Raw genomic sequence first — 19905 nt, forward strand, 5'->3', positions numbered from 1 at the left:
GTGGGTGGGTGGGTGTGGGATACCCCGCCGGCGTCAGTCGGTCGACGATGGTGGTGGGGGTGTCGACCGGTCCCGTTCTAGGCTTCCGGTGGAACGCCCGTGCACCGTGCGGTTCGACGAGAACGGGAAGGCGCCGACCGGCGCGCCGAATGATTCGGCGTCGTCGGGTGCACATCACCGTGTTTCCCGACAGGGGTTATAAGACTGCTCCACCGAGTATCAATCGGGATAATTCGACGGCGGAGAGGCGAAGCGCCGCGTTACAGTCGAGACCGGTCACCGGTGCCACCAGCGCCGAAACCCGCGAATCCTCGCGGCCTCACAGCCGCGAGCGGTCACCGGTGCCGCCGGTCATCGCGCTCGCCAACGCCCCCTCGACCACGACCTCGTCGCCGAGCGTCGTCAGTTGAATCTCGGGGATGTTCGACATGACCATCTCGCTCATCTGCTCGCGGATGGGCTCTAACACGAGGTCCGGGTTGTTGAGCGCGACCGCGCCGCCGACGTAGATGATGAGCGGCGCGTACGCGTGGACGATGTTGGCGACGCCCATCGCGTTCCAGTGGCCCAGTTGGCTGATGATGTGGTCGGCGAACTCGTCCTCGCCGGCGTGTTCGAACACGTCGACCGCGGAGAAGTCGGGGTCTGAGACGGGAAGCGCGGTTTCCACGGGGTCTTCCTCGTGGAGTTCGCGGGCGTACTTCGGGATGTTGTTCCCCGAGCAGTAGCCCTCCCAGTGACCGTTGTGGCCGCACCCGCACGTCATGAATCCGTGCGGGTCGAGCGTCAGGTGGCCGACCTCGCCGGCGTTGCCGTCCCACCCGGCGAGGACGTGCCCGTCGACGCAGACGCCCGCGCCGATACCGGAGGAGATGGTGAGATACACCATGTCGTCGGGGTTGCGGTCCGAGTGGAACCGCTCGCCGATGACGCCGGCGTTCGTGTCGTTGTGCAGGTACACCTCGTCCGTGTCCAAGAGCACCGAGAGGGGACCGGTCAGCGGGATGCGGTCGATGGTGTCCGGCAGGTTCGCCGGGTTCTCGACCGCGCCTTCGGCCAAGTCGAGCGGGCCGATAGCACCGATGCCGGCCGCGACCGCGTCGCTCGGGTCGATGCCCGCCTCGGCACACGCCTCGCGGACGACGCCGAGAACCGCCTCGGTGACCGCGATTCCGGTCGGACCGCGCGGAGTGCTGTCACGGGCCTCTCCGAGGATCGTTCCATCGTCGTCGCCCACCACGGAACGGACGTTTGTCGCCCCCAAGTCGACGCCCACGTAGTACGCCATCGTTCCCATAGGGATGCGCCCACCACTTAACTAAGCGGGATTTTCGGTAGATTTACTCGCGGCGATGTAAGTCCCGGGTCGGGGTCACGCGGAGTTGTTGGTCGGGAGTTTGGGGATGAGCCACGAGAGGAACGAGTCCATGCTGCGCGACTGTATCCAGACGGTTCCCGGCCCGGTGAACGTACAGACGAGTCCCTCGCCGCTGAACAGGGTGGACTTCAGGCCGCCGACGCGCTCGACCGAGAAACTCGTCGTCTCGTCGAAGGCGACGATGTGGCCGGTGTCGACCGTGTAGCGCTCGCCCTCGCCGAGTTCGACCTCGTGGATGGCCCCGTAGCTCGACAGGAAACTGTCGCCGGTGCCGGTCAGTTTGAGCAGGAACAGCCCTTCGCTCCCGAAGAAGGTCTTCGCCCCGCCGAAGGAGGTGTCGAGGTCGAGCGCGGGGTCCGAGGCGATGTACGACCCGGACTGCACGTAGAGCGTCTCGTCTTCGAGGCCGTGGTGGACGATGTCGCCCGGGAGCGGGGGCGCGAAGGAGACCTCGCCCGCCTGCCGCGCGCTGAACGTGTTCTGGAAGAACGACTCGCCGCCGAGGACGCTCCGCTTGAGCGACCCGAAGAGGCCGCCTTTCGCGTTCGTCTCGATGTCGATGCCGTCGGAGTAGCTGACCATCGCGCCGGCCTCCGACCGGAGCGACTCGCCCTCGTCGAGCGAGACGGTGAGGAGGGCGAACGACGGGCGGTAATCGATGGAGTGGTCCATGCGGGAGATGACGGCACGCTAAGATATGTAGTTGCCTGCGAAGCCGGTCGCCCGGCCGTCGCTCCGGCGGGCGCGCCGCCCGCGGCCCGTCACTTGGTGTCCGCGCGGACGAACGTCACGGGGCACGGCGATTCGAGCATGACCTCCTGTGCGACGCTCCCGAAGACGGCCTTCCCGGCCGGCGAGCGCTTTCGACCGCCGACGACGAGGCGGTCGGCGTCGACCTCCTCCGCGAGAGTGACGAGTTTCTCACCGTGGTGGCCGACCCGGCCGTGGACGACGTACTCGACGTCAGCCTCGTCGAAGCGTCGCGTGAGTTCGCGGACGATGGCGTGTCGTCGGGCCACGTCGTCCGCCGAAACCTCCTCGGCCGTGATGTCGAAGTCGAGGTTGTCGAGCGCCTCGTCGTACTCGTCTCTCGTGAAGACGTGTCCGATGACGACCGTCGCGCCGGTCGGCCCGGCCACGTCGATAGTCTCCTCGGCGAGTCTGTCGATGCGCTCGGCGTCGCCCGCGCCGACCGCGAGCAGGATAGTTTCGATAGCCATACCAACCGGTTCGTCCCGGTATCACTTAACCGTGCCGGGAATTTTTACTCACAATCGAAATAAAAATTCGTGTTCATGGCTGGCGAAGTCGCTGTCAGCCGGAGCGTCACGTGCTAACACTATGTACGTTTCGCCGGCGTCGCAGCCGCTCAACGAATGGGTGCGCGAGAAAATCGAACCGCGTCGGACGGCTCAGACGTCGGGCGCGTCGTCTTCGACCGCACGCTTCATCGAGTCGCGACGGGACTTCGCGTCGCGGCCCGTCGCCTCGAGGAGGAAGTCGTTCTTCGCGCTGACGGCCTCGCCAGCGGCTTCGAGGTCCTCGGGAGCGAGGTCGGCCGGGTCGGCCTCCTCGAAGTTGACCGCGAGCTTGTCCTTCTTGCCGCTGTACTTGACCGCGCCGGCGACGATGCGGGTGAACACGGGGTTCTTGGGTTCGCCGACGACGTAGAGGTCGCTTCCTTTGAACTCCTCGGTGCCGGTGATGGGGCCGAAGTAGTCCTCGACCGTCGCTTTCATGTCCGGAATTCGCTCTTCGAGCGTCTCCCCACGACGCATCTTGTACTCCTTCATGGACGCCTTTTCGACAGGGGATGGTTTACCTGTTTCGCGACTCTGCGACGCCTGCGAGGGCGTGCCGCGGTCAGGATTCCCGCTCGGCGATGTAGCCCTTTTTACACTCGGGGCAGATGTCGCCGGCCCGCATCGACGACGAGGACGCGCCGCGGGCGTGCCCGCAGTTCGGACAGTAGTACTCGACGGCGTCGTCTGGGGCCTCGTTTCCGACGTTCGACTCGTCGGCGCGGACGAACTCGTCTTCGTCCTCCGCCTCGATGTACTGGCCGTTGGACTGCTGGCCCTGCTGGCCCTGCTGGGCGCTTCCCTCGGGCGTCAGGCCGCCGCCGAACGAGACCGAAACCGGCTCGCCGTCGTCGGGTTGGGCGTTCCAACCCTCGTCGTCGCCCGGCGCGTCGGGCCACGCCCCGCGTTCGCGGGTCTGACTCTGTTCGGACTCCGCCTCGGCGTCTGCGCCGGCCTCTGCGTCCGCGTCGATGAACTCCGCGTCGTCACCGTCGGCCGGCGGCGTCGGGTCGTCGGTCTCGACTTCGTCGACCTCGTCGGGCCACTGCGTCCGGTCGCGGGTGGTCGACGACTGCTCTTCGTCGTCGTCGAGGATGATGCCGTCGTCGGTCACCGGCGGCGCGTCGGCGCTCCCGGCGTCGTCGCCGTCGGCCGACTCGTCAGCGGTTTGGGCGTCGGCCGCGCCCGCGGCTTCGTTCGGCTGTTGCGCCGCAGGGTCAGCGTCCGCGTCCGCGCCCGCACCAGCGTCGCTGGCGGCGTCGGCGGTGGCGGCGTCGACTTCGGCCCGCGTCTCCGCGTCCGGAGCCGTCTCGATGGCGGGGTCCTCGGCGTCGGAGACGCCCGGTTTCGGGTTCGCCGGCTCGAAGCCGGCGGCCGCGGTCTCGACTTCGCCCTCCGTCATCCCGACCTCCTCGGGCGTTCGGATGGCCGTGACCTCCTTGTTCTCGCTGATGACCTGTTCGTGTCCGCACCGCGAGCAGACCTGTATCTCTCGAATCGAGACGACCACCTCGTCGCCGCGTTCCTCGCGCTCCCGTTCCGTCTCGGGGTCTCCGTAGGAGTGCCCGAGAAGACGGCAAGTAAGTCCCATTACGCGAGGATTCCGGGGTTCGGAAACAAAAAGGTACCCCCTGCCTGTCGGACGCCCGTCAGACGGGCGGTACAAGTAAACAGGAGGCGAACGATGTACCCGCTATGAGAGCGAGGCGGGAGTTTCGGAACCGCCGCGACATCGAGGTCGCGGTACTCGACGCGCTCGTCGACCGCCACGACGAGGGGATGACGGTGTTCGAACTCCGTGCTGCCGTGGACGCCGACATCGACACCATCGAGGAGGCGCTGTCGGCGCTGAAGGACGAGAGCCTCATCGTGGTCGAGGAGGCCGACACGGGGGTACTCATCCACGCCGACGAGCGCGTCGTTCCGGACCCGAGCGAAGCCGTCGAAGAGGACGCGTCGCTGTTCGAGAGACTCCGCGAGCGGTTCGGACTCTGAGCGCGGCGACGCGGAGCACAGGCTGTTTTGACTACCTGTCCATCGGTCGGTGACCGACGCCGGGTCGGCCCCGCGCCGAAAGCCGGGCGAGTCGTCCGGGAGTGGGAGGGTTTTACGCGCCGAAGGCGAAACGGGGTGTAATGACACTCGTCGCCGACATCCACGAGGCACACGGTGCGACGTTCGAGACGCGCGGCGGAATCGAGGTCGTGAGCCACTACGGCCGCCCCGAACGGACCCACCGCGCCGTCAGAAACGGCGTCGGCGTCATCGAACACGGCTACGGCGTGGTCGTCGTCGAGGGCGAAGACCGGGTCGACTACGTCGATAACGCGGTGACGAACACCGTTCCCGACGAGGACGGCGAGGGCGTCTACGCCCTGCTGTTAGACCCCGACGGCCGCATCGAGACGGAGATGTACGTCTACAACGCGGGCGAACGACTGCTGATTTTCACTCCGCGTGACCGCGCCGAACCGCTCGTCGAGGAGTGGCGTTCGAAGACGTTCCTCCAGCGCGTGAAAATCCGCGACGCCTCCGACGAGTTCGGCGTCTTCGGCGTCCACGGCCCGCAGTCGACCGAGAAGGTGGCGAGCATCCTCTCGGGGGCAGGCGCGCCGGAGCCGGAACTCTCCTTCGTCCGCGGCTCCATCGGCGGCGAACTCGGCGTCACGGTCGTCGCCTCCGACAACCCGACCGGCGAGGAGGGCTACGACGTCATCTGCCGCGCGAAGGACGCAGAAGACGTGCTCGACGCGCTCCTGTTCTACGGCAACCCCTCGGTCCCCGTCGGCTACCAGACGTGGGACAGCCTCACCGCCGAGGCCGGCACGCCGCTCTTCGAGTCGGAACTCCGCGGTAACGTCCCGAACGTCGTCGGCGTCCGCAACGCGCTCGACTTCGACAAGGGCTGTTTCGTCGGCCAGGAACTCGTCTCGAAGATAGAAAACCGCGGGCGGCCCTCGCGCCGGCTCGTTGGCTTCCGCGCCGACGACCTCCCCGACTCGGGTGCCGAGGTCTCGACGGACGGCGAGCCGGTCGGAACCGTCACCCGCGCCGTCGAGAGCCCAATGCTCGAATCGCCCATCGGCTTCGCGCTCGTGGACTACGGTCTCGACGCCGACGCCCTCGAAGTCGTCGTCGACGGCGACCGCGTCGGCGCGACCCGCGAGTCGCTCCCGTTCGTCGAGGGGAGCGCGGTGTCGGCGCGGATTCCGACGTATCCGGGCGAGAACTGAGCGGGGCGTCCGGGGGCAGTCCTCAGAACAGTTTCTTCAGGTGTTCGCGCGAGAAGAACGAACTCGGTTTGTCCATGTGGACGCCGATTTCGCCCGACAGCGACCGGAGGCCGACCCGCTGGAGCCACTCGGGGAAGGAGTAACACCGGCGCACGAGGTGCCCCAGCCGAATCTCCCGTGAGAGTTCGTCCCGCCACGCGTCCTCGTAGGCCGACAGCGTCTCTGGGTCGTCGGGGTCGATGGTCGCGGCGGCGATGTCGGCCGCGGTCATCCCGTAGAGGATGCCGCCGCCGGTGAAGGGCTTAGTCTGAGCGGCCGCGTCGCCGATGAGGAACGCCCGCCGGGTCGTCGTCCGGTCCGGCGGGCCGATGGGGATGGCTCCCGAACAGAAGTGCTCCGTCTCCACGTCGTAGGTGTTCGTGAGCGCGTCGAACATGTCGTTGACCTCAGCGCCCGGCGGGGCCGCGAGGCCGTACTCGACTCCGGCGTCGCCGCGGGGGATGCGCCACGCGAAGAACCGCGGGACCGTGAGGTGCACGTCCACGAAGTCGCCGTCGTCCGGGTCGGGGTCGAACGCGAGGACGCCGTGGAGCGTCTCCGACGGTTCGGGGAGGTCGAGCGCTCGGCGGACCCGCGAAGTCGGGCCGTCGCATCCGGCGACCATCTTCGACTCGAACTGGACGGTGCCGGCCTCGCCGGCCACGCTCACGGTCAGTCGGACCCGGTCGTCGAGTTCCTCGACGGCGGTGACGGTGTGGCCCTCGCGCACGTCGGCACCGGCGTCGCGGGCGCAGTCGGCGAGGGTGCGGTCGAGTTCGACGCGGTCGATGACGTTCGAGACCTCGCTTTGCTTGTAGAACGGGTAGGCTTTCGAGTTCGGGCCGCCGACGCGGAAGTTCGCCCCGTAGATGCGGTTCTGAAACAGGCGGTCGCGCGCCTCGTCGGGGACGTACTCCCAGATGTCGGTGCTGACGTGGCCGGAGCACGCGAGGGGCGTCCCGACCTCGCCTTTCTCCAGCGCGAGCACGTCGTAGCCCGCGTCGGCCGCGCGGCGGGCGAACCGCGCGCCGGCGGGACCGACGCCGACGACGGCGAAATCGTACATGGTTGGGCGTTGCCGCGCCGACCCATGAATCTTCTCGCTTCGGGCGACGGCGCGAACCGACCGAAAACCGCCCGACTACGCGACGACCGCCAGCCCCGACGCGGTTCGCCGCGTCCCGTCCCACGGGACCTCGATTCGGTCCCACGAGTCGCCGAAGTCGGCCGTTCGGTAGAGGCCGCGGTCGTTCGCGGCGTAGCACTCGCCGTCGGTTCGTCCGGCGGCCAAGACCGCCCGCGTCGCGCCCGGCCCGGTCGGCAGTCCGGTCTCGTCGAGGCGTTCCCACGAGTCGTCGCCGTCGCCCGGCGAGCCCCGCCGGCGGTAGAGGTACGCCGCCGCCGACTCAACTCGGTGGGCGCGCATCGGCCCCGAGGCGGCCGTCAGGAGCACCAAGTCCGGGTCCGCGGGGTCGACGACGACGCTCCAACAGTAGCCGTGGCCGAGCCCCTCGGTCGGCGTCATCCACGTCTCGCCCGCGTCGTCGGTCTCGGCGTAGCCGTCGCCCGCGGCGACCCAGACGCGGCCCGGTCGGTCGGGGTGCGTCGCCATCGAGTGCGTGTCTCGCTTGCTCGCCGGCACGCGGTCTTGCCACGTGTCGCCGCCGTCGAGCGAGCGGACGAACGCCCCGGCTTCGACCGCGACGAACAGCCGGTCGGCGTCGGTCGGGTCCGGCTCTATCCAGCGGACGTGGTGAGTGTGCGGGCGGGGCGGGAACGCCCACGACGACGCCGAATCGAGGTCCGAAAGCGGCGCGAGTTCGGCCCACGTGTCGCCGCCGTCGCGGGAGCGGAAGACGGCCGAGGGTTCGGTGCCGGCGTAGACCACCTCGGGGTCGGCCGGGGAGACGGCGAGGCTCGTCACCGATTCGGGGAGCGCGTCGGTGCCGACCGCGTGCCACGACGCCCCGCCGTCGGTCGTTCGGAAGACGCCGGCGTCGAAGGTCCCGCAGAACGCCCGGTCCGGCGCGCGCCGGTCGGCCGCGACGCACTCGATTCGGTGCTCGCCGAGTCGCCGTCGTGCGGTCGAGTCGTCCGGTGACCCCGAGACCGCGAGAACCGCGCCGTTGGCGGCGGCGTAAAGATGCATGGGAGACGTAGGCGCTCAGCGGTGAAAAAGCGACTCGCGCGGGTGGTGGACCGAATGGGCGGGCGGGCGGCCCGCCCACGTCGAGAACGACGGCGACGAGAGACGGCGGCTACGACAGGTCCCGCCGCTCGAACACCTCGGCCGCGAGGACGACGAGGACGCACGTCACGGCGACGAGGACGGCGATGCCGCCCCAGTCAACGTCGCCGGCGACGAGGAGTTCGCCGGGGTCGAGATAGCGCGTGAGCGACAGGGCCCCGAGGAACTCGTAGTCGGTGTCGATCGTCAGGGAGTCGAGGAGGAACGTCCCGAAGACGACGCCGATGGCCGCGCCCTGCGCCCGGCGGACGCGCCCGAAAAACGCCGACGCGAGGAGGCCGACGGCGACGCAGGCGACGAGGTAGAGACCGCCGACGGCGTGGACCGCGAGAAGACGAGTGAGGTGAATCTCCTCGTCGATGAGGCCCGCGCCGACGACGACGGCCGCGAGGAGCGCGAGGTCCACGACGGCGACCGCGGGGAGCATCGCGAGGAACTTGCCGACGACGAACCGGGTGCGCGAGACGGGCCTGACGAGGACGAGTTCGACCGACTGGCGGTCGACCTCGCCGGCGACGAGCGACCCCGCGGCGTAAGCGAAGTAGCTCCCGACGATGAGGAGCCAGACGAGTTGGTAGAGTTCGACCACGAGGTAGCCCTCGAGCGAGGAGATGTCGGTGACGCTCCCGACGAAGGCCGCCTGAAACTCCTCGGGATACGACTCCAGCAGTTCGGCGAAGTCGATGTCGGACTCGCCGAACGACGGGTAGACGGCGATGGTGAGCCCCGCGGTCGCCACGAGGAGCACGCTGACGATGACGAGACCGCGCCGACGCCGGGCGAACTCGAAGGCCGCGATATCGAGTTCACGCATTCGCGGACTCCTCCGCGTCCGCGGGCGACGGCTCCGCGGTGTCCTCGGCCTCGCCCGACTCGTCGTCGGTGACGGCGCTGTCGCCGTCTGTGTCGCTTCCCTCGTCGCCGCCGCCCTCGCCGTCGTCCTCGTCGTAGAAGTGCATGAACACGTCCTCGATGGCCGTCTCGCGGACTTCGAGGTCGTCGATTCGGTAGCCTTCGAGCGCGTCCACGAGGGCGTCGTAGTTGCCCGAGGTGACGAGTCGCATCGAGCCGTCCGGTTCGATGCGGGCGTCGATGGTCTCCGGGAAGTCGAAGTCGGCGAGGTCGATAGAATCCGGCGACTGGACCGTGACGACCTTCCCGCTTCGGGCGAGCAGGTCGTCGATGTCCTCGACGGCGACGAGGCGACCGTCTCGGATGATGGCGACGCGGTCGCAGACCTCGCGGACCTCGCCGAGGATGTGCGTCGAGAAGAACACCGTCACCCCGCGGTCGCGCTCCTCGCGGAGGAACTCGTAGAACTCCTGTTGGACGAGCGGGTCCAGCCCCGAGGTCGGTTCGTCCATCACGACCACCCGCGGGTCGTGCATGAACGCCTGCACGAGGGCGAGTTTCTGGCGGTTCCCGCGCGAGTAGGCCCGCACCGGCCGGTCGAGGGGCACCGGAAATCGGTCGAGGAGTTCGTCGCGGCGGGCGTCGCCGGAGAGTCCGGCGAAGTAGTCGAGGGTCTTCCGGCCGGTCACGTCGTCGTAGAACCGCGGGTCACCGGGGATGTGGCCGACGCGGGCGAGCACGTCGAGAAAGGCCGCGCGGTCGTCCACCGGCACGCCGAGGACGCTCGCCGTGCCGTCGGTCGGTTTGAGCAGGCCGAGGAGGAGGCGAATCGTCGTGGACTTCCCCGCGCCGTTGGGGCCGAGGAAGCCGAACAGTTCGCCCTCCGAGACCGAAAGCGACAGCTCCTCGACGCCGCGAACGTCCCCGTAGAACTTGGTCAGACCGTCGATGTCGATAGCGGGGACGGACATACTCACACGTAGGCGCGCGCCGGACGTATCCCTTGCGTGACGTTACCGCCGACCGAGAGCCGAGCGTGTTGTTAAGCTTACATACCGCGTATCTAGAGCGACTGAAGCGGGGCCACCCGCCGGTCCCTTCACCATGACTCGTCGTCCCCGGCGGGCGAGTGCGGTGCTCCTCGCCACGCTGTTGGTCCTGTCCGCCCTCGTCGGCGCAACCGGGAGCGCCGCGGCCGCCAGTCGGGTGACCGGGAGCCCCGACCTCTCGATTATCGCGCCGGAGAACCGACTCGTCGCCGGCACCGAGACCGCGGTCGAGGTGTTCGTCGTCAACAGCGGGACGGTCACCGACGACGGCCCCGAGGAGTACGAGGCGCTCGTCCAGACGGCGCGCGCGCTGACCATCCGCGGCGAGTCGAACGGCCCCATCACCGTCGTCAGCGGCGAGGTCCCCGTCGGAACCGTCCCCGAGGGCGTCTCCGGGCCGGCGTCGCTCCGCCTCCGCGTCGCCGAGGGCGCGCGACCCGACACCTACGAGGTTCCCGTCGAGTTCACCTACGACTACACCGCCTCGGTGTACGTGGACGGCGAGACGGTCCGGACGACCCACCGGAGCAGGACCATCACGCGGGACCTCGAAGTCGTCGTGGAGCGCCGGCCCGCGTTCGAGGTCCGGGCGGTCGACGCCGCCCTCGCGGTCGGCGACAGCGGCACCCTCGCAATCGATATCGAGAACGTCGGCCCCGTCGGGGCCGCGGACGCGACCGTGACCGTCACCTCGACCGACCCGGAGATAACGTTCGGGAGCGGCGTCGCCTCCGCCGAGACCTTCGTCGGCGAGTGGGAGGCGGGCGCGACAGAGCGCGCGAGCTTCCGCGCCCGCGTCGCCGACGACGCCATCGTCCGCAACTACTCGGTCGAGTTGACCGTGAGCTACCGCGACGAAGACGGCCAAGACCGAACCTCGCGGACGGTCGTCGCCGGGGTGCGACCGACCCGCGGGGCCGACTTCGAACTCGCGGACGTGGACGCCGCGGTCGCCGTCGGCGACACCGGCACGCTGACGCTCGAACTCGTAAACGTCGGCGACGCGACCGCCGCGGCGACGACCGTCGGCGTGACGTCCGCCGACTCCGAGGTGACCTTCGGAGCCGGCGCGCCCGCCGCGGAGGCCTACGTCGGCGCGTGGGAACCCGGCGAGACGAGGCGGGTGAGCTTCCGGGCCCGCGTCGCCGACGACGCCCTCGACCGGCCCTACTCGCTCGACGTGGCCGTCTCGTTCCGCAACCCCAACGGCGACCGGAAGACCCAGTCGCTCGTCGCCGGCCTCGACCCCGGCGCTGGGCCGGCGTTCGCCGTGACGGTCGAAGAGAGCACGCTCAGAGTCGGCGGCGTCGGGCGCGTCGTCGGCACCGTCGAGAACGTCGGCGGGGGCGAGGCCCGCGACGTGGTGCTCCGCCTCGAAACCGACGACCCGGCGCTGACGCCGACGGACCTCGACGTGACCGTCGGCACGCTCGCGCCCGGCGAGGCCGCCGAGTTCGAGTACGCCATCGGCCTCGCCGCGGGCACGACGCCGGGGACGCGTCGGCTCCCGTTCGTGGTCGAGTACCGGCCGCCGGGCGACGAACTGCGCGCGGCCGACCGGACCGACGTGCTCGCGGCGGTGAGCACCGGCGACCCCGCCGTCGCGGTCGAACCGCGGAACGCGACGTTCGAGGTGGACTCGACCGGTCGGCTCGTCCTCGCGGTGACGAACACCGAGGCGACGCCGCAGACCGACGTGACGGTCAGACTCGTCGCCGAGGAGCCGCTTTCGAGCGAGGACGCCGTCGCGTTCGTCCCGCGGCTCGACGCCGGCGAGACGCGCCTCGTCGTGTTCGACCTCGAAGTGAGCGGCGACGCCGTCCCGAAGACGCAGGTCGTCGGCGTCGAGGTGAGCTACGAGGACGACGCCGGCAGACAGCTCTCGACGGGCACCCAGCGGGTCGCCGTCGAGGTGGTCGAACCGGCGACGACGTTCCCCCTCTTCCCGGCGCTCGTCGTGGTCCTCGCGCTCGCGGGCGTCGGCTACTGGTGGTACCGTCGGCGCTGAAAAAACAGTCGGCGCGCGCTCAGTCGTCGGCCGGCGACGCGGGACCGGGCATCCCGCCGGGCGTCGTCGGCTCGCTCACCCACGCCTGCCACGCCATGATGAGCATGGAGACGATGAGACAGACCCCCCACAGGAACGTCGTCGGAATCAGGAACATGAGTCCGAACCCGACGCCGACCCAGATAGTGAGCGGCAACAGCCACTGGCCGACGACGAACAGTCCGCTCACCGCGGCCCGGAGCCGCCCCGTCAGCGCGAACGCGTCAACCGCGAACCCCATCACGACCGCGAGAATCGAGAGCACGCCCAAGTGCGCGTGCCCGCCCACCAGCCACGACGGCACGCCTCCCGATTCCAGCAGCGTGTACTGGTACAACCCAACCACCATCATCGTCGCGAGCCCGAGGAACCCCGACGTTTTGAGTATGCGTGACATACACATGATTCTGACGTGAAACGATAAGAAATGTCTTTCCCCAGAGTAGTTCGATTGTCGAAAGCCAGCCGCCTGCGAGCGACCGTCGGCGCGAAACGGACGTCGAAAACGGAACTCCGCGGCGACGGCCGGCTCAGTCGTCGTTCGCCACTTTCGCGGGCTTGCGGCGGTCCGAGCGCGGGCCCTCCTCGTCCACGTCGGGGAGGTAGTCGCGGAGGTACCGTCCCGTGTGGGAGTCGGGGTTTTCAGCGATTTCTTCGGGCGTGCCGCTGGCGACGATGGTTCCGCCGCCCGCGCCGCCCTCGGGGCCGAGGTCGACGATGTGGTCGGCGTTCTTCACGAGGTCGAGTTCGTGTTCGACCACGAGGACGGTGTTGCCGTTGTCGACGAGGCGCTGGAGCACCTCAATGAGCTTTCGCTCGTCTTCCTTGTGGAGGCCGGTCGTCGGCTCGTCGAGGAGATACAGCGTGTCGCCGGTCTGCTTCTTGCCGAGTTCCTCGGCGAGTTTGACGCGCTGGGCCTCGCCCCCGGAGAGGGTGGTCGACGGCTGACCGAGTTGCATGTAGCCGAGGCCCACGTCGTGGAGCAGTTGGAGGCGGCGGCGAATCTGCGAGTTCGCCTCGAAAAAGTCGAGCGCCTCGTCGACTTCCATGTCGAGCACGTCGGCGATGGTCTTGTCCTTGTACGTCACGTCGAGCGTCTCGGCGTTGTAGCGCGCGCCGTTACACTCCTCGCAGGGCACGTACACGTCCGAGAGGAAGTTCATCTCGATTTTGACGTTGCCCTGTCCCTTGCAAGCCTCACAGCGGCCGCCCTTGACGTTGAAGGAGAACCGGCCCTTCTCGTAGCCGCGCTGTTTCGAGAGCTTCGTCTCGGCGAACAGTTCGCGGACGTAGTCGAAGACGCCGGTGTACGTCGCCGGGTTCGACCGCGGGGTGCGACCGATGGGCGACTGGTCGATGAGCCGCACCGTCTCGATTTCGTCGTAGCCCTCGATGGCGTCGTGCTCGCCGGGGTCGACGGAGGTGTTGTCGTTCATCCGGCGGGCGAGCCCCTTGTAGAGAATCTCGTGCATCAGGGTGGACTTGCCCGACCCCGAGACGCCGGTGACGGCCGTGAACGTCCCGAGGGGAATCGGCACGTCGAGGTCGTCGAGGTTGTGCTGGCGCGCGCCGCGGACGACGAGTTCGCCGTCGCCCTCGCGGCGGCTCTCGGGTACGTCGATGTCCTTGCGACCCGAGAGGTAGTCGGCCGTGATGGAGTCGTCGGCCGCGACGATGTCGTCGAAGTCGCCCTGCGCGACGACCTCGCCGCCGCGCTTGCCCGGGCCGGGACCCATGTCGATGATTTCGTCGGCCCGGCGCATCGTCTCCTCGTCGTGTTCGACGACGATGAGCGTGTTGCCGAGGTCGCGGAGGCCTTCGAGCGTGTTGAGCAGTTTGTCGTTGTCGCGCTGGTGGAGGCCGATAGACGGCTCGTCGAGGACGTAGAGGACGCCCACGAGGCCGGAGCCGACCTGCGTGGCGAGGCGGATGCGCTGGGACTCGCCGCCCGAGAGCGTGGCGGCCTCGCGGTCCAAGGTGAGGTATTCGAGGCCGACTTCGGTCATGAAGCCGAGGCGGGCGCGAATCTCCTTGAGAATCTCCTGTGCGATGGTCCGGTCGCGCTCCGAGAGGTCGGCTTCGAGGCCCTCGAAGTGTTCGAGCGCGCCCGCGATGGTCATGCGGTTGACCTCGGGGAGCGTCGTGCCGCCGACGCGGACGTGGCGCGACTGCTCTTTGAGCCGCGACCCGTTGCAGTCGGGGCAGGTCGTGACGGCCATGAACTCCTCGATGTGGTCGCGCGTCCGGTCGGAGTCGGTCTCGACGTGGCGGCGTTCGAGGTTGCCGACGACGCCCTCGAAGGGGTGTTCCTTGTGGCGCGTGCCGTTTTTCGTCGTCCACTCGAACACCACGTCCTCGGTGGTGCCGAACAGGAAGGCGTCCTGCACCTCGTCGGAAAGCTCCTCGAACGGCGTGTCCACGCTGACGCCGAAGTGGTCGGCGACGTTGTCGAGCTGGCGGCGGTAGTACGTCCGGTTGTAGCTCCACGGCTCGAAGACGTGCTTGAGCGGCTTCGACGGCTCGGTGACGACGAGGTCGGGGTCGACCTCCTTGGCCTTACCGAGGCCCTCGCACTCCGGACAGGCCCCGTGGGGGCTGTTGAACGAGAACGACCGCGTCTCGATTTCCGAAAAGCGGAACGACGAGTTCGGGTTGCCGAGTTCCTCGGAGAACTCGACGACGAGGCGGTCGTCGCCCTCGCCCGCGAGCGACCCGGTCGACCGGGTGTTGGAGGCGAAGGGGAGGTCCTCGGGCGGGTCGGGGACGATGAGTTTGAGGACGCCGCCGGCCTCTTCGAGGGCGGTCTCGACGGAGTCGGCGATGCGGGAGCGCGCCTCGGGCGCGACCTTCACGCGGTCGACGACCACGTCGATGGTGTGGTCGTAGTTCTTGTCGAGTTCGGGCGTCTCGAACGAGAGGTCGAACTCCTCGCCGTCGACCTCGACGCGGGCGTAGCCCTCGGAGACGAGGTCCGAAAACAGGTCCTTGAACTCGCCTTTCTGGTCGCGGACGACCGGCGCGACGACCTTCGCGCGGGTGCCCTCGGGGAGTTCGAGAATCTGGTCGACCATGTCCTGTGCGGACTGCTCGCCGACCTCCTCGCCCGTGATGGGGTCGTACTGGGTGCCGACGCGGGCGTACAGGAGGCGGAGGTAGTCGTGGAGTTCGGTGACGGTCCCGACGGTCGACCGGGGGTTGTTGGCCCCGTTCTTCTGGTCGATGGAGATGGCGGGCGAGAGGCCCTCGACGGCCTCGACTTTCGGCTTGTCCATCTGGCCGAGGAAGTTCCGCGCGTAGGCCGAAAGCGACTCGATGTACCGCCGCTGGCCCTCCGCGTAGACGGTGTCGAACGCGAGGGAGGACTTGCCTGACCCCGACAGGCCGGTGACGACGGTGAACGTCTCGCGGGGGATGCGAACGTCGAGGTTCTTGAGGTTGTGCTCTTCGGCACCGCGAACCTCGATGTAGTCCTTGCTCATTCGGACGACTCTAGGAACGAGAGGACCGAATAGGCATCGGTTCGGGCCGTTTGAACCGCATCGCTCGCGTCTGCGAGTCGGGGAGAAACCGGTGCGTAAGCGGGGTGTCGTCCGCCGCCGTCAGCCGTTGAGCTTCTGCCGCGAGATAGAGATGCCCGTGGGCGTGATGACGATTTGGTCGTCGCCCTTCTGGACGATGTCGCCGTCGACCTCGCGCGCGACCTGCCGGAGGTCGTCGATGATGTGTTCCATCGTGTTGTCGGAGGTCGTGTGGCGGGTGATGTCCGCGATGACCAGATTGCCGTCGTAGACGGCGTCCTTGATGGCGATAACGTCCTGCTGGCCGCCGATTTCGGCGATGTGAACCGAGAGTCCGGCGTCGCCGCGAGCGGTGTCGAAGTCGTCGAGGTCGAGTTCGACGTAGTCCTCGGTCGTTCGGGAACCACCACCACCGAGAATCTTACTCATGATACCCATAGGACGTAGAGAGGCCACAACGGGGTTAGTTCTTACGTCAGACGACTATCGGTTTTCAGACACTTCTCGCCCCGGCGACCCGACGAATCGACGGCAGTACCGCCACACGAGGACGGTGTCGCGAGGGGCGTCGATTCCCGTTGACGGCCGACGCGCGCGCCGGGCGCGGCGTTTCGCCGGGTGTTTTTACCCCGCGGCGCGCGGGAGCAGACGAACACGATGACCTTCAGCATCTGCGTCCGCGAGCCGTACGTCGACGCCGACGGCGACGACCAGCACCGCTTCGGCGTCGCCGTGACGACCCGCCTCCCGGGGGTCGGCGCACTCTGTCCGTTTGCAAGTGAACACGGCGCGGTGGCGACACAGGCGCTGACGAACGTCGAACTCGGGGAGAAGGGCCTGGACTACCTCGAAGACGGTCTCGCCGCCGACGACGCCCTGCAGGCGCTGTTGAACGCCGACGACGGGCGGGCGGAGCGACAGCTCCACGGCGTCGGCTCCGAGACGACGTTCGCCTTCACCGGCGACGACTGCCTCGGCTGGGCGGGCCACCGCGAGGGCGACGACTACACCGTCGCGGGCAACCTGCTCACGGGCGCGGAAGTCGTCGAAGCCACCGCCGACGCGTACGAGCGGAACGCCGACGGCGACGAACCGCTCGCGAAGCGCCTCATCGACGCGCTCGGCGCGGGACACGCCGCGGGCGGCGACAAGCGCGACGACCTCGACATCCAGAGCGCGGCCGTCGTCGTGACCTCGACCGAGGACCGCGAGATGGAGCCGTACTACAACGACCTCCGCGTGGACGCGACGGAGACGCCGCTGCGCGACCTTCGAGAGACGTTCTCGATGGCGCGTGAGGGGTACGAGGCGGCGCTGGAGAAGTACGCAGAAGAGTAACGAGAGTTCTGAGCGCCGGGGCCGGAGACCGCGCGGGTCGGCTCAGACCGAGAACTCGAAGAGGTCGTCGCCGACGTGGTGGATGGACTCGACGACCTTGCCGGAGTCGCCGACGAGGTCCGCCCCGTCTTCGAGCGCGCGCCCCACGGCGAGCACCTTGCCGTGGGTCTCCTCGGCGATGACGACCAGGTCGCCCGCCTCGATGGTGTCGTCGGCCTCGGTGATGCCGGGGCGCATCACGTCGGCCCCGCTGGAGACGAACGAGACCGCGCCCGCGTCGACCGTGACGACGTTCGTCGTCGGCGGGAACTGGTTCGCGCCCTTGACCGTGAGGAACGGCTGGTCGTCGACGTACATGACCGCCGGCTCGCCGTCGACGAGGACGACCTCGTAGTCGGCGTCGGCGAACTCGACCGCCTCGAACGCGTCGCCGTCGAGGGCGACGCCGAGGGACGATTCGATGGAGTCGCACAGCGCGTCGATTTCGTCGCTTCGGAGGTGGTGGCGGGACTTGACCTTCATACCGGGTCGTGGACGCTCACGGCCGATAAATCGACCGCTCCGCATCGACTGGCCGGTGACGCCGCCCCGTGGTCGGACAGGCGCGACCCGACCTGCCCCGTCGATGTCCGACGCGCGTCAGACTGTGACGGGATAAACTGCTAAGTACGATTGGGTCCACTCCAACCATATGTGGCGCTCCCGGACGAACCGGGACCGGAAGCGTGTCGTGTGCATCGCATGCGGTGACGCGGTCCTCCGGTCGGCGGCGCGCGAGTACGACAAAGAGGGGAACCGCTGGGAACGGCACGGTAAGCGGTTCGAACACCTCTGTAAGGCCTGTTATCGGGGACTCTGCCACCAGCCCCGCGAGGAGCTCGAAGGCCTCCTCGTCGACATCGAAGAACACGGCATCTCCAACGAGGAGTTCCTGCTTCGCTACTTCGACGCGGTCAAAGAGCGGTACGAATCGCCCGGCGAGCGCGGCCGCTGAGGTCGCGTCCGCCAATCCGTCGCCGGACCGTGGAAACGCGCGGTCGCGAGCGACGTCGTTGCTTTCTCGTCGCGGGTCGTGCCCGACACTCATTTCTCCCTGCCCCGTCTAGTCGGGGCTATGTCAGACGACGCGCAGGCGTACGCCGGGACCGCCGAAGGGCAAGGACCGGTGGAGATAGACGCCGAACTCGCGCGACACCTCCAGAACAAGCGCGAGGACCTGTTCGAGGAGTTCGAGATTCGAGACAAGTTCCCGCCGGAAGTCCTCTCGGAGGCGCGTGCGCGCACCGACGGCGTCCACGAGGAGATCGAAGACGAACTCGAACACCGCAAAGACCTCCGAGACCTCACGACGTGGACGACCGACCCCGTCGACGCCCAGGACTTCGACGACGCCCTGAGCATCCGCGAGAACGAGGAGACGTACACGCTGTGGGTCCACATCGCCGACGTGACCCACTACGTCCACCCCGGCTCGGAGATGTGGGCCGAGGCCGTCAAGCGCGGGAACACCGTCTACCTCCCCGCCTACACCATCCACATGCTTCCGCCGGCGCTGGCCGAGACGGTCTGTTCTCTCGTCCCCGAGGAGGACCGCCTCGCCCACACCGTCGAGATGGAGATCAAGAAGGACACGCTCTCGTTCGAGTCTATCGACATCTACAAGTCCGTCATCCACTCCAACGAACGGCTCACCTACACGCAGTGTGAAAACCGGCTGGAAGACCCCGACCTCCCCCTCCACGAGGAGAACTCCCTCGTCTTCGACCTCGCGGACCAGCTCCACGAACAGCGCAAGGAAGACGGCTCGCTGGTCCTCAACCCGAGCCGGGACCGCGCCCACACCATCATCGAGGAGTGCATGCTGAAGGCGAATAAGGCCGTCACGCACGAACTCATGTGGAACCGCGGCGTCGAGGCGATGTACCGCGTCCACCCGCAGCCGACTCCCGACCAGTGGGACAAGGCGCTCCGCGAAATCACCGAACTCGACGGCGTGAGCATCAAGTCCACGTCGTGGGACGAACCGCGGAAGGCCGTCAACGACGCCTTGGAGAGCGCGAACTCCCGCACGCTGAACAAGATTCAGCGCGCCGTGCTGAAGGTCATGCCCCGCGCGAAGTACATGAACGACCCCTTCGGCGGCCACTACGCGCTCAACTTCGACATCTACGGCCACTTCACCTCGCCTATCCGGCGGCTGTCGGACCTCATCAACCACTGGATCGTCCACGAAAACGACGTGCCCGAGGACCTCGTCGAACTCTGCGACCGCGCCTCGGACCGTCAGAAGGACGCCGAGACGGCCGAGCGGCTCTACAAGCAGTTCCTCCAAGAGGTCGGCTTGGACCCCTACGCGGTCAACAACCGCGGCATCGTCACCGTCGACGACGACGGCGAGGTCATCGACGAAAACGGCCTCCCGCCGCGCGAATAACCGAGACGGGCGCGCTTCGCTCTCTCTCGGCCGCTCGTTTTCGACCGACTGGTTCCAACGGGTTCGGTCGGCTCAGTTCGACAGGAACCGCCAGCCGTTACTCGCGAGACGAACGCGGAGCTACGGGTTCGACTGACCGAAGGCGTCGAGACGGTGGGCTGGTCCCCACCGCCGCGGCCCTTACTCCTCTTGTTTGTGCGTGAACAGCAGCACGTCGCCGTCGTGCTGGGTCACACAGAGGTCGAGCATCATGCTCAGTTCGAGGCTGTTGTAGTCGTTCTCGCAGACGACCAAGTCGTCGAACGGTTTCTCGCACGCCGGACAGGCGATAGAGACGGTGTTCTGGTAGGTGGTGACGCCACCGCTGGACTCGTATGGCGTGAGCGACGACCGGAGTTCGTCGAGTTCCTCGTCGTTCATGGACGTGTTGTGCGCGCGGCGTGCGTATAATTCTTCACGGTCGGACAT

At 68.0% G+C, this 19905-nt stretch carries 20 protein-coding genes; 6 read left to right on the forward strand and 14 right to left on the reverse strand.

The window, feature by feature from the left end:
• Positions 1-319: 319 nt before the first annotated feature.
• From AUR65_RS02130 to AUR65_RS02150, 5 genes are all read right to left on the reverse strand, one after another.
• Positions 320-1288, reverse strand: a complete 969-nt coding sequence (locus AUR65_RS02130) for an ROK family protein (protein ID WP_058568176.1) — start codon at positions 1286-1288, stop codon at positions 320-322.
• 84 nt (positions 1289-1372) lie between these two features.
• Positions 1373-2050, reverse strand: a complete 678-nt coding sequence (locus tag AUR65_RS02135; protein ID WP_050458559.1) for a TIGR00266 family protein — start codon at positions 2048-2050, stop codon at positions 1373-1375.
• A gap of 89 nt (positions 2051-2139) precedes the next feature.
• Positions 2140-2598 carry a universal stress protein gene (locus AUR65_RS02140; protein WP_050458558.1) on the reverse strand — a complete coding sequence of 153 codons (459 nt, stop codon included), beginning with the start codon at positions 2596-2598 and terminating at the stop codon, positions 2140-2142.
• A gap of 192 nt (positions 2599-2790) precedes the next feature.
• Positions 2791-3171 carry a DUF5611 family protein gene (locus AUR65_RS02145; protein ID WP_004969086.1) on the reverse strand — a complete coding sequence of 127 codons (381 nt, stop codon included), beginning with the start codon at positions 3169-3171 and terminating at the stop codon, positions 2791-2793.
• 70 nt (positions 3172-3241) lie between these two features.
• Positions 3242-4270 (reverse strand): DUF7093 family protein, encoded by a 1029-nt coding sequence (locus tag AUR65_RS02150; protein WP_058568177.1) that lies wholly within the window; start codon positions 4268-4270, stop codon positions 3242-3244.
• 104 nt (positions 4271-4374) lie between these two features.
• On the opposite strand from AUR65_RS02150, the gene AUR65_RS02155 reads away from it, so the two are divergent.
• Complete coding sequence (locus tag AUR65_RS02155) at positions 4375-4674, forward strand: DUF6432 family protein (RefSeq protein WP_004044525.1); 300 nt, start codon at positions 4375-4377, stop codon at positions 4672-4674.
• Between the two features lie 140 nt (positions 4675-4814).
• Positions 4815-5912 (forward strand): CAF17-like 4Fe-4S cluster assembly/insertion protein YgfZ, encoded by a 1098-nt coding sequence (gene ygfZ / locus AUR65_RS02160; RefSeq protein ID WP_058568178.1) that lies wholly within the window; start codon positions 4815-4817, stop codon positions 5910-5912.
• 22 nt (positions 5913-5934) lie between these two features.
• Here ygfZ and AUR65_RS02165 read toward each other — a convergent pair whose 3' ends face one another.
• From AUR65_RS02165 to AUR65_RS02180, 4 genes are all read right to left on the reverse strand, one after another.
• Positions 5935-7017, reverse strand: a complete 1083-nt coding sequence (locus AUR65_RS02165; RefSeq protein ID WP_058568179.1) for a geranylgeranyl reductase family protein — start codon at positions 7015-7017, stop codon at positions 5935-5937.
• Positions 7018-7092: 75 nt separating this feature from the next.
• On the reverse strand, positions 7093-8100 hold the full coding sequence (locus AUR65_RS02170; RefSeq protein ID WP_058568180.1) for a beta propeller repeat protein: 1008 nt from the start codon (positions 8098-8100) through the stop codon (positions 7093-7095).
• 109 nt (positions 8101-8209) lie between these two features.
• The gene (locus AUR65_RS02175; protein ID WP_058568181.1) at positions 8210-9013 is read right to left on the reverse strand and encodes an ABC transporter permease subunit; all 804 of its coding nucleotides are present in this window, start codon (positions 9011-9013) and stop codon (positions 8210-8212) included.
• A complete protein-coding gene (locus AUR65_RS02180; protein WP_058568182.1) occupies positions 9006-10022 on the reverse strand; it encodes an ABC transporter ATP-binding protein in 1017 nt (338 codons plus the stop codon). The genes AUR65_RS02175 and AUR65_RS02180 overlap by 8 nt, the downstream gene beginning before the upstream one ends.
• A 133-nt stretch (positions 10023-10155) precedes the next feature.
• On the opposite strand from AUR65_RS02180, the gene AUR65_RS02185 reads away from it, so the two are divergent.
• Positions 10156-12108, forward strand: coding sequence for a COG1361 S-layer family protein (locus AUR65_RS02185; protein ID WP_058568183.1), 1953 nt, complete (start codon positions 10156-10158; stop codon positions 12106-12108).
• A gap of 19 nt (positions 12109-12127) precedes the next feature.
• Here the strand turns inward: AUR65_RS02185 and AUR65_RS02190 are convergent, their stop codons facing one another.
• From AUR65_RS02190 to AUR65_RS02200, 3 genes are all read right to left on the reverse strand, one after another.
• Entirely contained in the window at positions 12128-12550 is a 423-nt protein-coding gene (locus tag AUR65_RS02190) for a hypothetical protein (protein WP_084816524.1), read from the reverse strand.
• 127 nt (positions 12551-12677) lie between these two features.
• On the reverse strand, positions 12678-15626 hold the full coding sequence (uvrA, locus tag AUR65_RS02195) for an excinuclease ABC subunit UvrA (protein ID WP_058568185.1): 2949 nt from the start codon (positions 15624-15626) through the stop codon (positions 12678-12680).
• Between the two features lie 120 nt (positions 15627-15746).
• Complete coding sequence (locus tag AUR65_RS02200) at positions 15747-16103, reverse strand: cell division protein SepF (protein ID WP_004969075.1); 357 nt, start codon at positions 16101-16103, stop codon at positions 15747-15749.
• Positions 16104-16322: 219 nt separating this feature from the next.
• Between AUR65_RS02200 and AUR65_RS02205 the strand changes: the two genes are divergently transcribed.
• Entirely contained in the window at positions 16323-17003 is a 681-nt protein-coding gene (locus AUR65_RS02205; RefSeq protein ID WP_058568186.1) for a DUF1028 domain-containing protein, read from the forward strand.
• Positions 17004-17045: 42 nt separating this feature from the next.
• On the opposite strand, the gene AUR65_RS02210 is transcribed toward AUR65_RS02205, so the two are convergent.
• Positions 17046-17525 carry an RNA-binding protein gene (locus tag AUR65_RS02210; RefSeq protein ID WP_004969073.1) on the reverse strand — a complete coding sequence of 160 codons (480 nt, stop codon included), beginning with the start codon at positions 17523-17525 and terminating at the stop codon, positions 17046-17048.
• A gap of 169 nt (positions 17526-17694) precedes the next feature.
• On the opposite strand from AUR65_RS02210, the gene AUR65_RS02215 reads away from it, so the two are divergent.
• Together AUR65_RS02215 and AUR65_RS02220 are read left to right on the forward strand one after the other, a co-directional pair.
• Positions 17695-17997, forward strand: a complete 303-nt coding sequence (locus AUR65_RS02215; protein ID WP_004969072.1) for a DUF7562 family protein — start codon at positions 17695-17697, stop codon at positions 17995-17997.
• 120 nt (positions 17998-18117) lie between these two features.
• Complete coding sequence (locus AUR65_RS02220; RefSeq protein ID WP_042661929.1) at positions 18118-19437, forward strand: RNB domain-containing ribonuclease; 1320 nt, start codon at positions 18118-18120, stop codon at positions 19435-19437.
• Between the two features lie 180 nt (positions 19438-19617).
• Here AUR65_RS02220 and AUR65_RS02225 read toward each other — a convergent pair whose 3' ends face one another.
• Positions 19618-19857: a DUF7385 family protein gene (locus AUR65_RS02225; RefSeq protein WP_004065334.1), complete on the reverse strand. Its 240-nt coding sequence runs from the start codon at positions 19855-19857 to the stop codon at positions 19618-19620.
• Positions 19858-19905: the final 48 nt, after the last annotated feature.

It is taken from the genome of Haloferax marisrubri, from assembly GCF_001469875.2.
Taxonomy (GTDB): domain Archaea; phylum Halobacteriota; class Halobacteria; order Halobacteriales; family Haloferacaceae; genus Haloferax; species Haloferax marisrubri.

Excerpts from the sequence above, each read along its gene's own strand:
- AUR65_RS02130 (WP_058568176.1), bottom strand. The coding sequence starts at position 1,288 with ATGGCGTACTACGTGGGCGTCGACTTGGGGGCGACAAACGTCCGTTCC.
- AUR65_RS02135 (WP_050458559.1), bottom strand. The coding sequence starts at position 2,050 with ATGGACCACTCCATCGATTACCGCCCGTCGTTCGCCCTCCTCACCGTC.
- AUR65_RS02140 (WP_050458558.1), bottom strand. The coding sequence starts at position 2,598 with ATGGCTATCGAAACTATCCTGCTCGCGGTCGGCGCGGGCGACGCCGAG.
- AUR65_RS02145 (WP_004969086.1), bottom strand. The coding sequence starts at position 3,171 with ATGAAGGAGTACAAGATGCGTCGTGGGGAGACGCTCGAAGAGCGAATT.
- AUR65_RS02150 (WP_058568177.1), bottom strand. The coding sequence starts at position 4,270 with ATGGGACTTACTTGCCGTCTTCTCGGGCACTCCTACGGAGACCCCGAG.
- AUR65_RS02155 (WP_004044525.1), top strand. The coding sequence starts at position 4,375 with ATGAGAGCGAGGCGGGAGTTTCGGAACCGCCGCGACATCGAGGTCGCG.
- ygfZ (WP_058568178.1), top strand. The coding sequence starts at position 4,815 with ATGACACTCGTCGCCGACATCCACGAGGCACACGGTGCGACGTTCGAG.
- AUR65_RS02165 (WP_058568179.1), bottom strand. The coding sequence starts at position 7,017 with ATGTACGATTTCGCCGTCGTCGGCGTCGGTCCCGCCGGCGCGCGGTTC.
- AUR65_RS02170 (WP_058568180.1), bottom strand. The coding sequence starts at position 8,100 with ATGCATCTTTACGCCGCCGCCAACGGCGCGGTTCTCGCGGTCTCGGGG.
- AUR65_RS02175 (WP_058568181.1), bottom strand. The coding sequence starts at position 9,013 with ATGCGTGAACTCGATATCGCGGCCTTCGAGTTCGCCCGGCGTCGGCGC.
- AUR65_RS02180 (WP_058568182.1), bottom strand. The coding sequence starts at position 10,022 with ATGTCCGTCCCCGCTATCGACATCGACGGTCTGACCAAGTTCTACGGG.
- AUR65_RS02185 (WP_058568183.1), top strand. The coding sequence starts at position 10,156 with ATGACTCGTCGTCCCCGGCGGGCGAGTGCGGTGCTCCTCGCCACGCTG.
- AUR65_RS02190 (WP_084816524.1), bottom strand. The coding sequence starts at position 12,550 with ATGTGTATGTCACGCATACTCAAAACGTCGGGGTTCCTCGGGCTCGCG.
- uvrA (WP_058568185.1), bottom strand. The coding sequence starts at position 15,626 with ATGAGCAAGGACTACATCGAGGTTCGCGGTGCCGAAGAGCACAACCTC.
- AUR65_RS02200 (WP_004969075.1), bottom strand. The coding sequence starts at position 16,103 with ATGGGTATCATGAGTAAGATTCTCGGTGGTGGTGGTTCCCGAACGACC.
- AUR65_RS02205 (WP_058568186.1), top strand. The coding sequence starts at position 16,323 with ATGACCTTCAGCATCTGCGTCCGCGAGCCGTACGTCGACGCCGACGGC.
- AUR65_RS02210 (WP_004969073.1), bottom strand. The coding sequence starts at position 17,525 with ATGAAGGTCAAGTCCCGCCACCACCTCCGAAGCGACGAAATCGACGCG.
- AUR65_RS02215 (WP_004969072.1), top strand. The coding sequence starts at position 17,695 with ATGTGGCGCTCCCGGACGAACCGGGACCGGAAGCGTGTCGTGTGCATC.
- AUR65_RS02220 (WP_042661929.1), top strand. The coding sequence starts at position 18,118 with ATGTCAGACGACGCGCAGGCGTACGCCGGGACCGCCGAAGGGCAAGGA.
- AUR65_RS02225 (WP_004065334.1), bottom strand. The coding sequence starts at position 19,857 with ATGAACGACGAGGAACTCGACGAACTCCGGTCGTCGCTCACGCCATAC.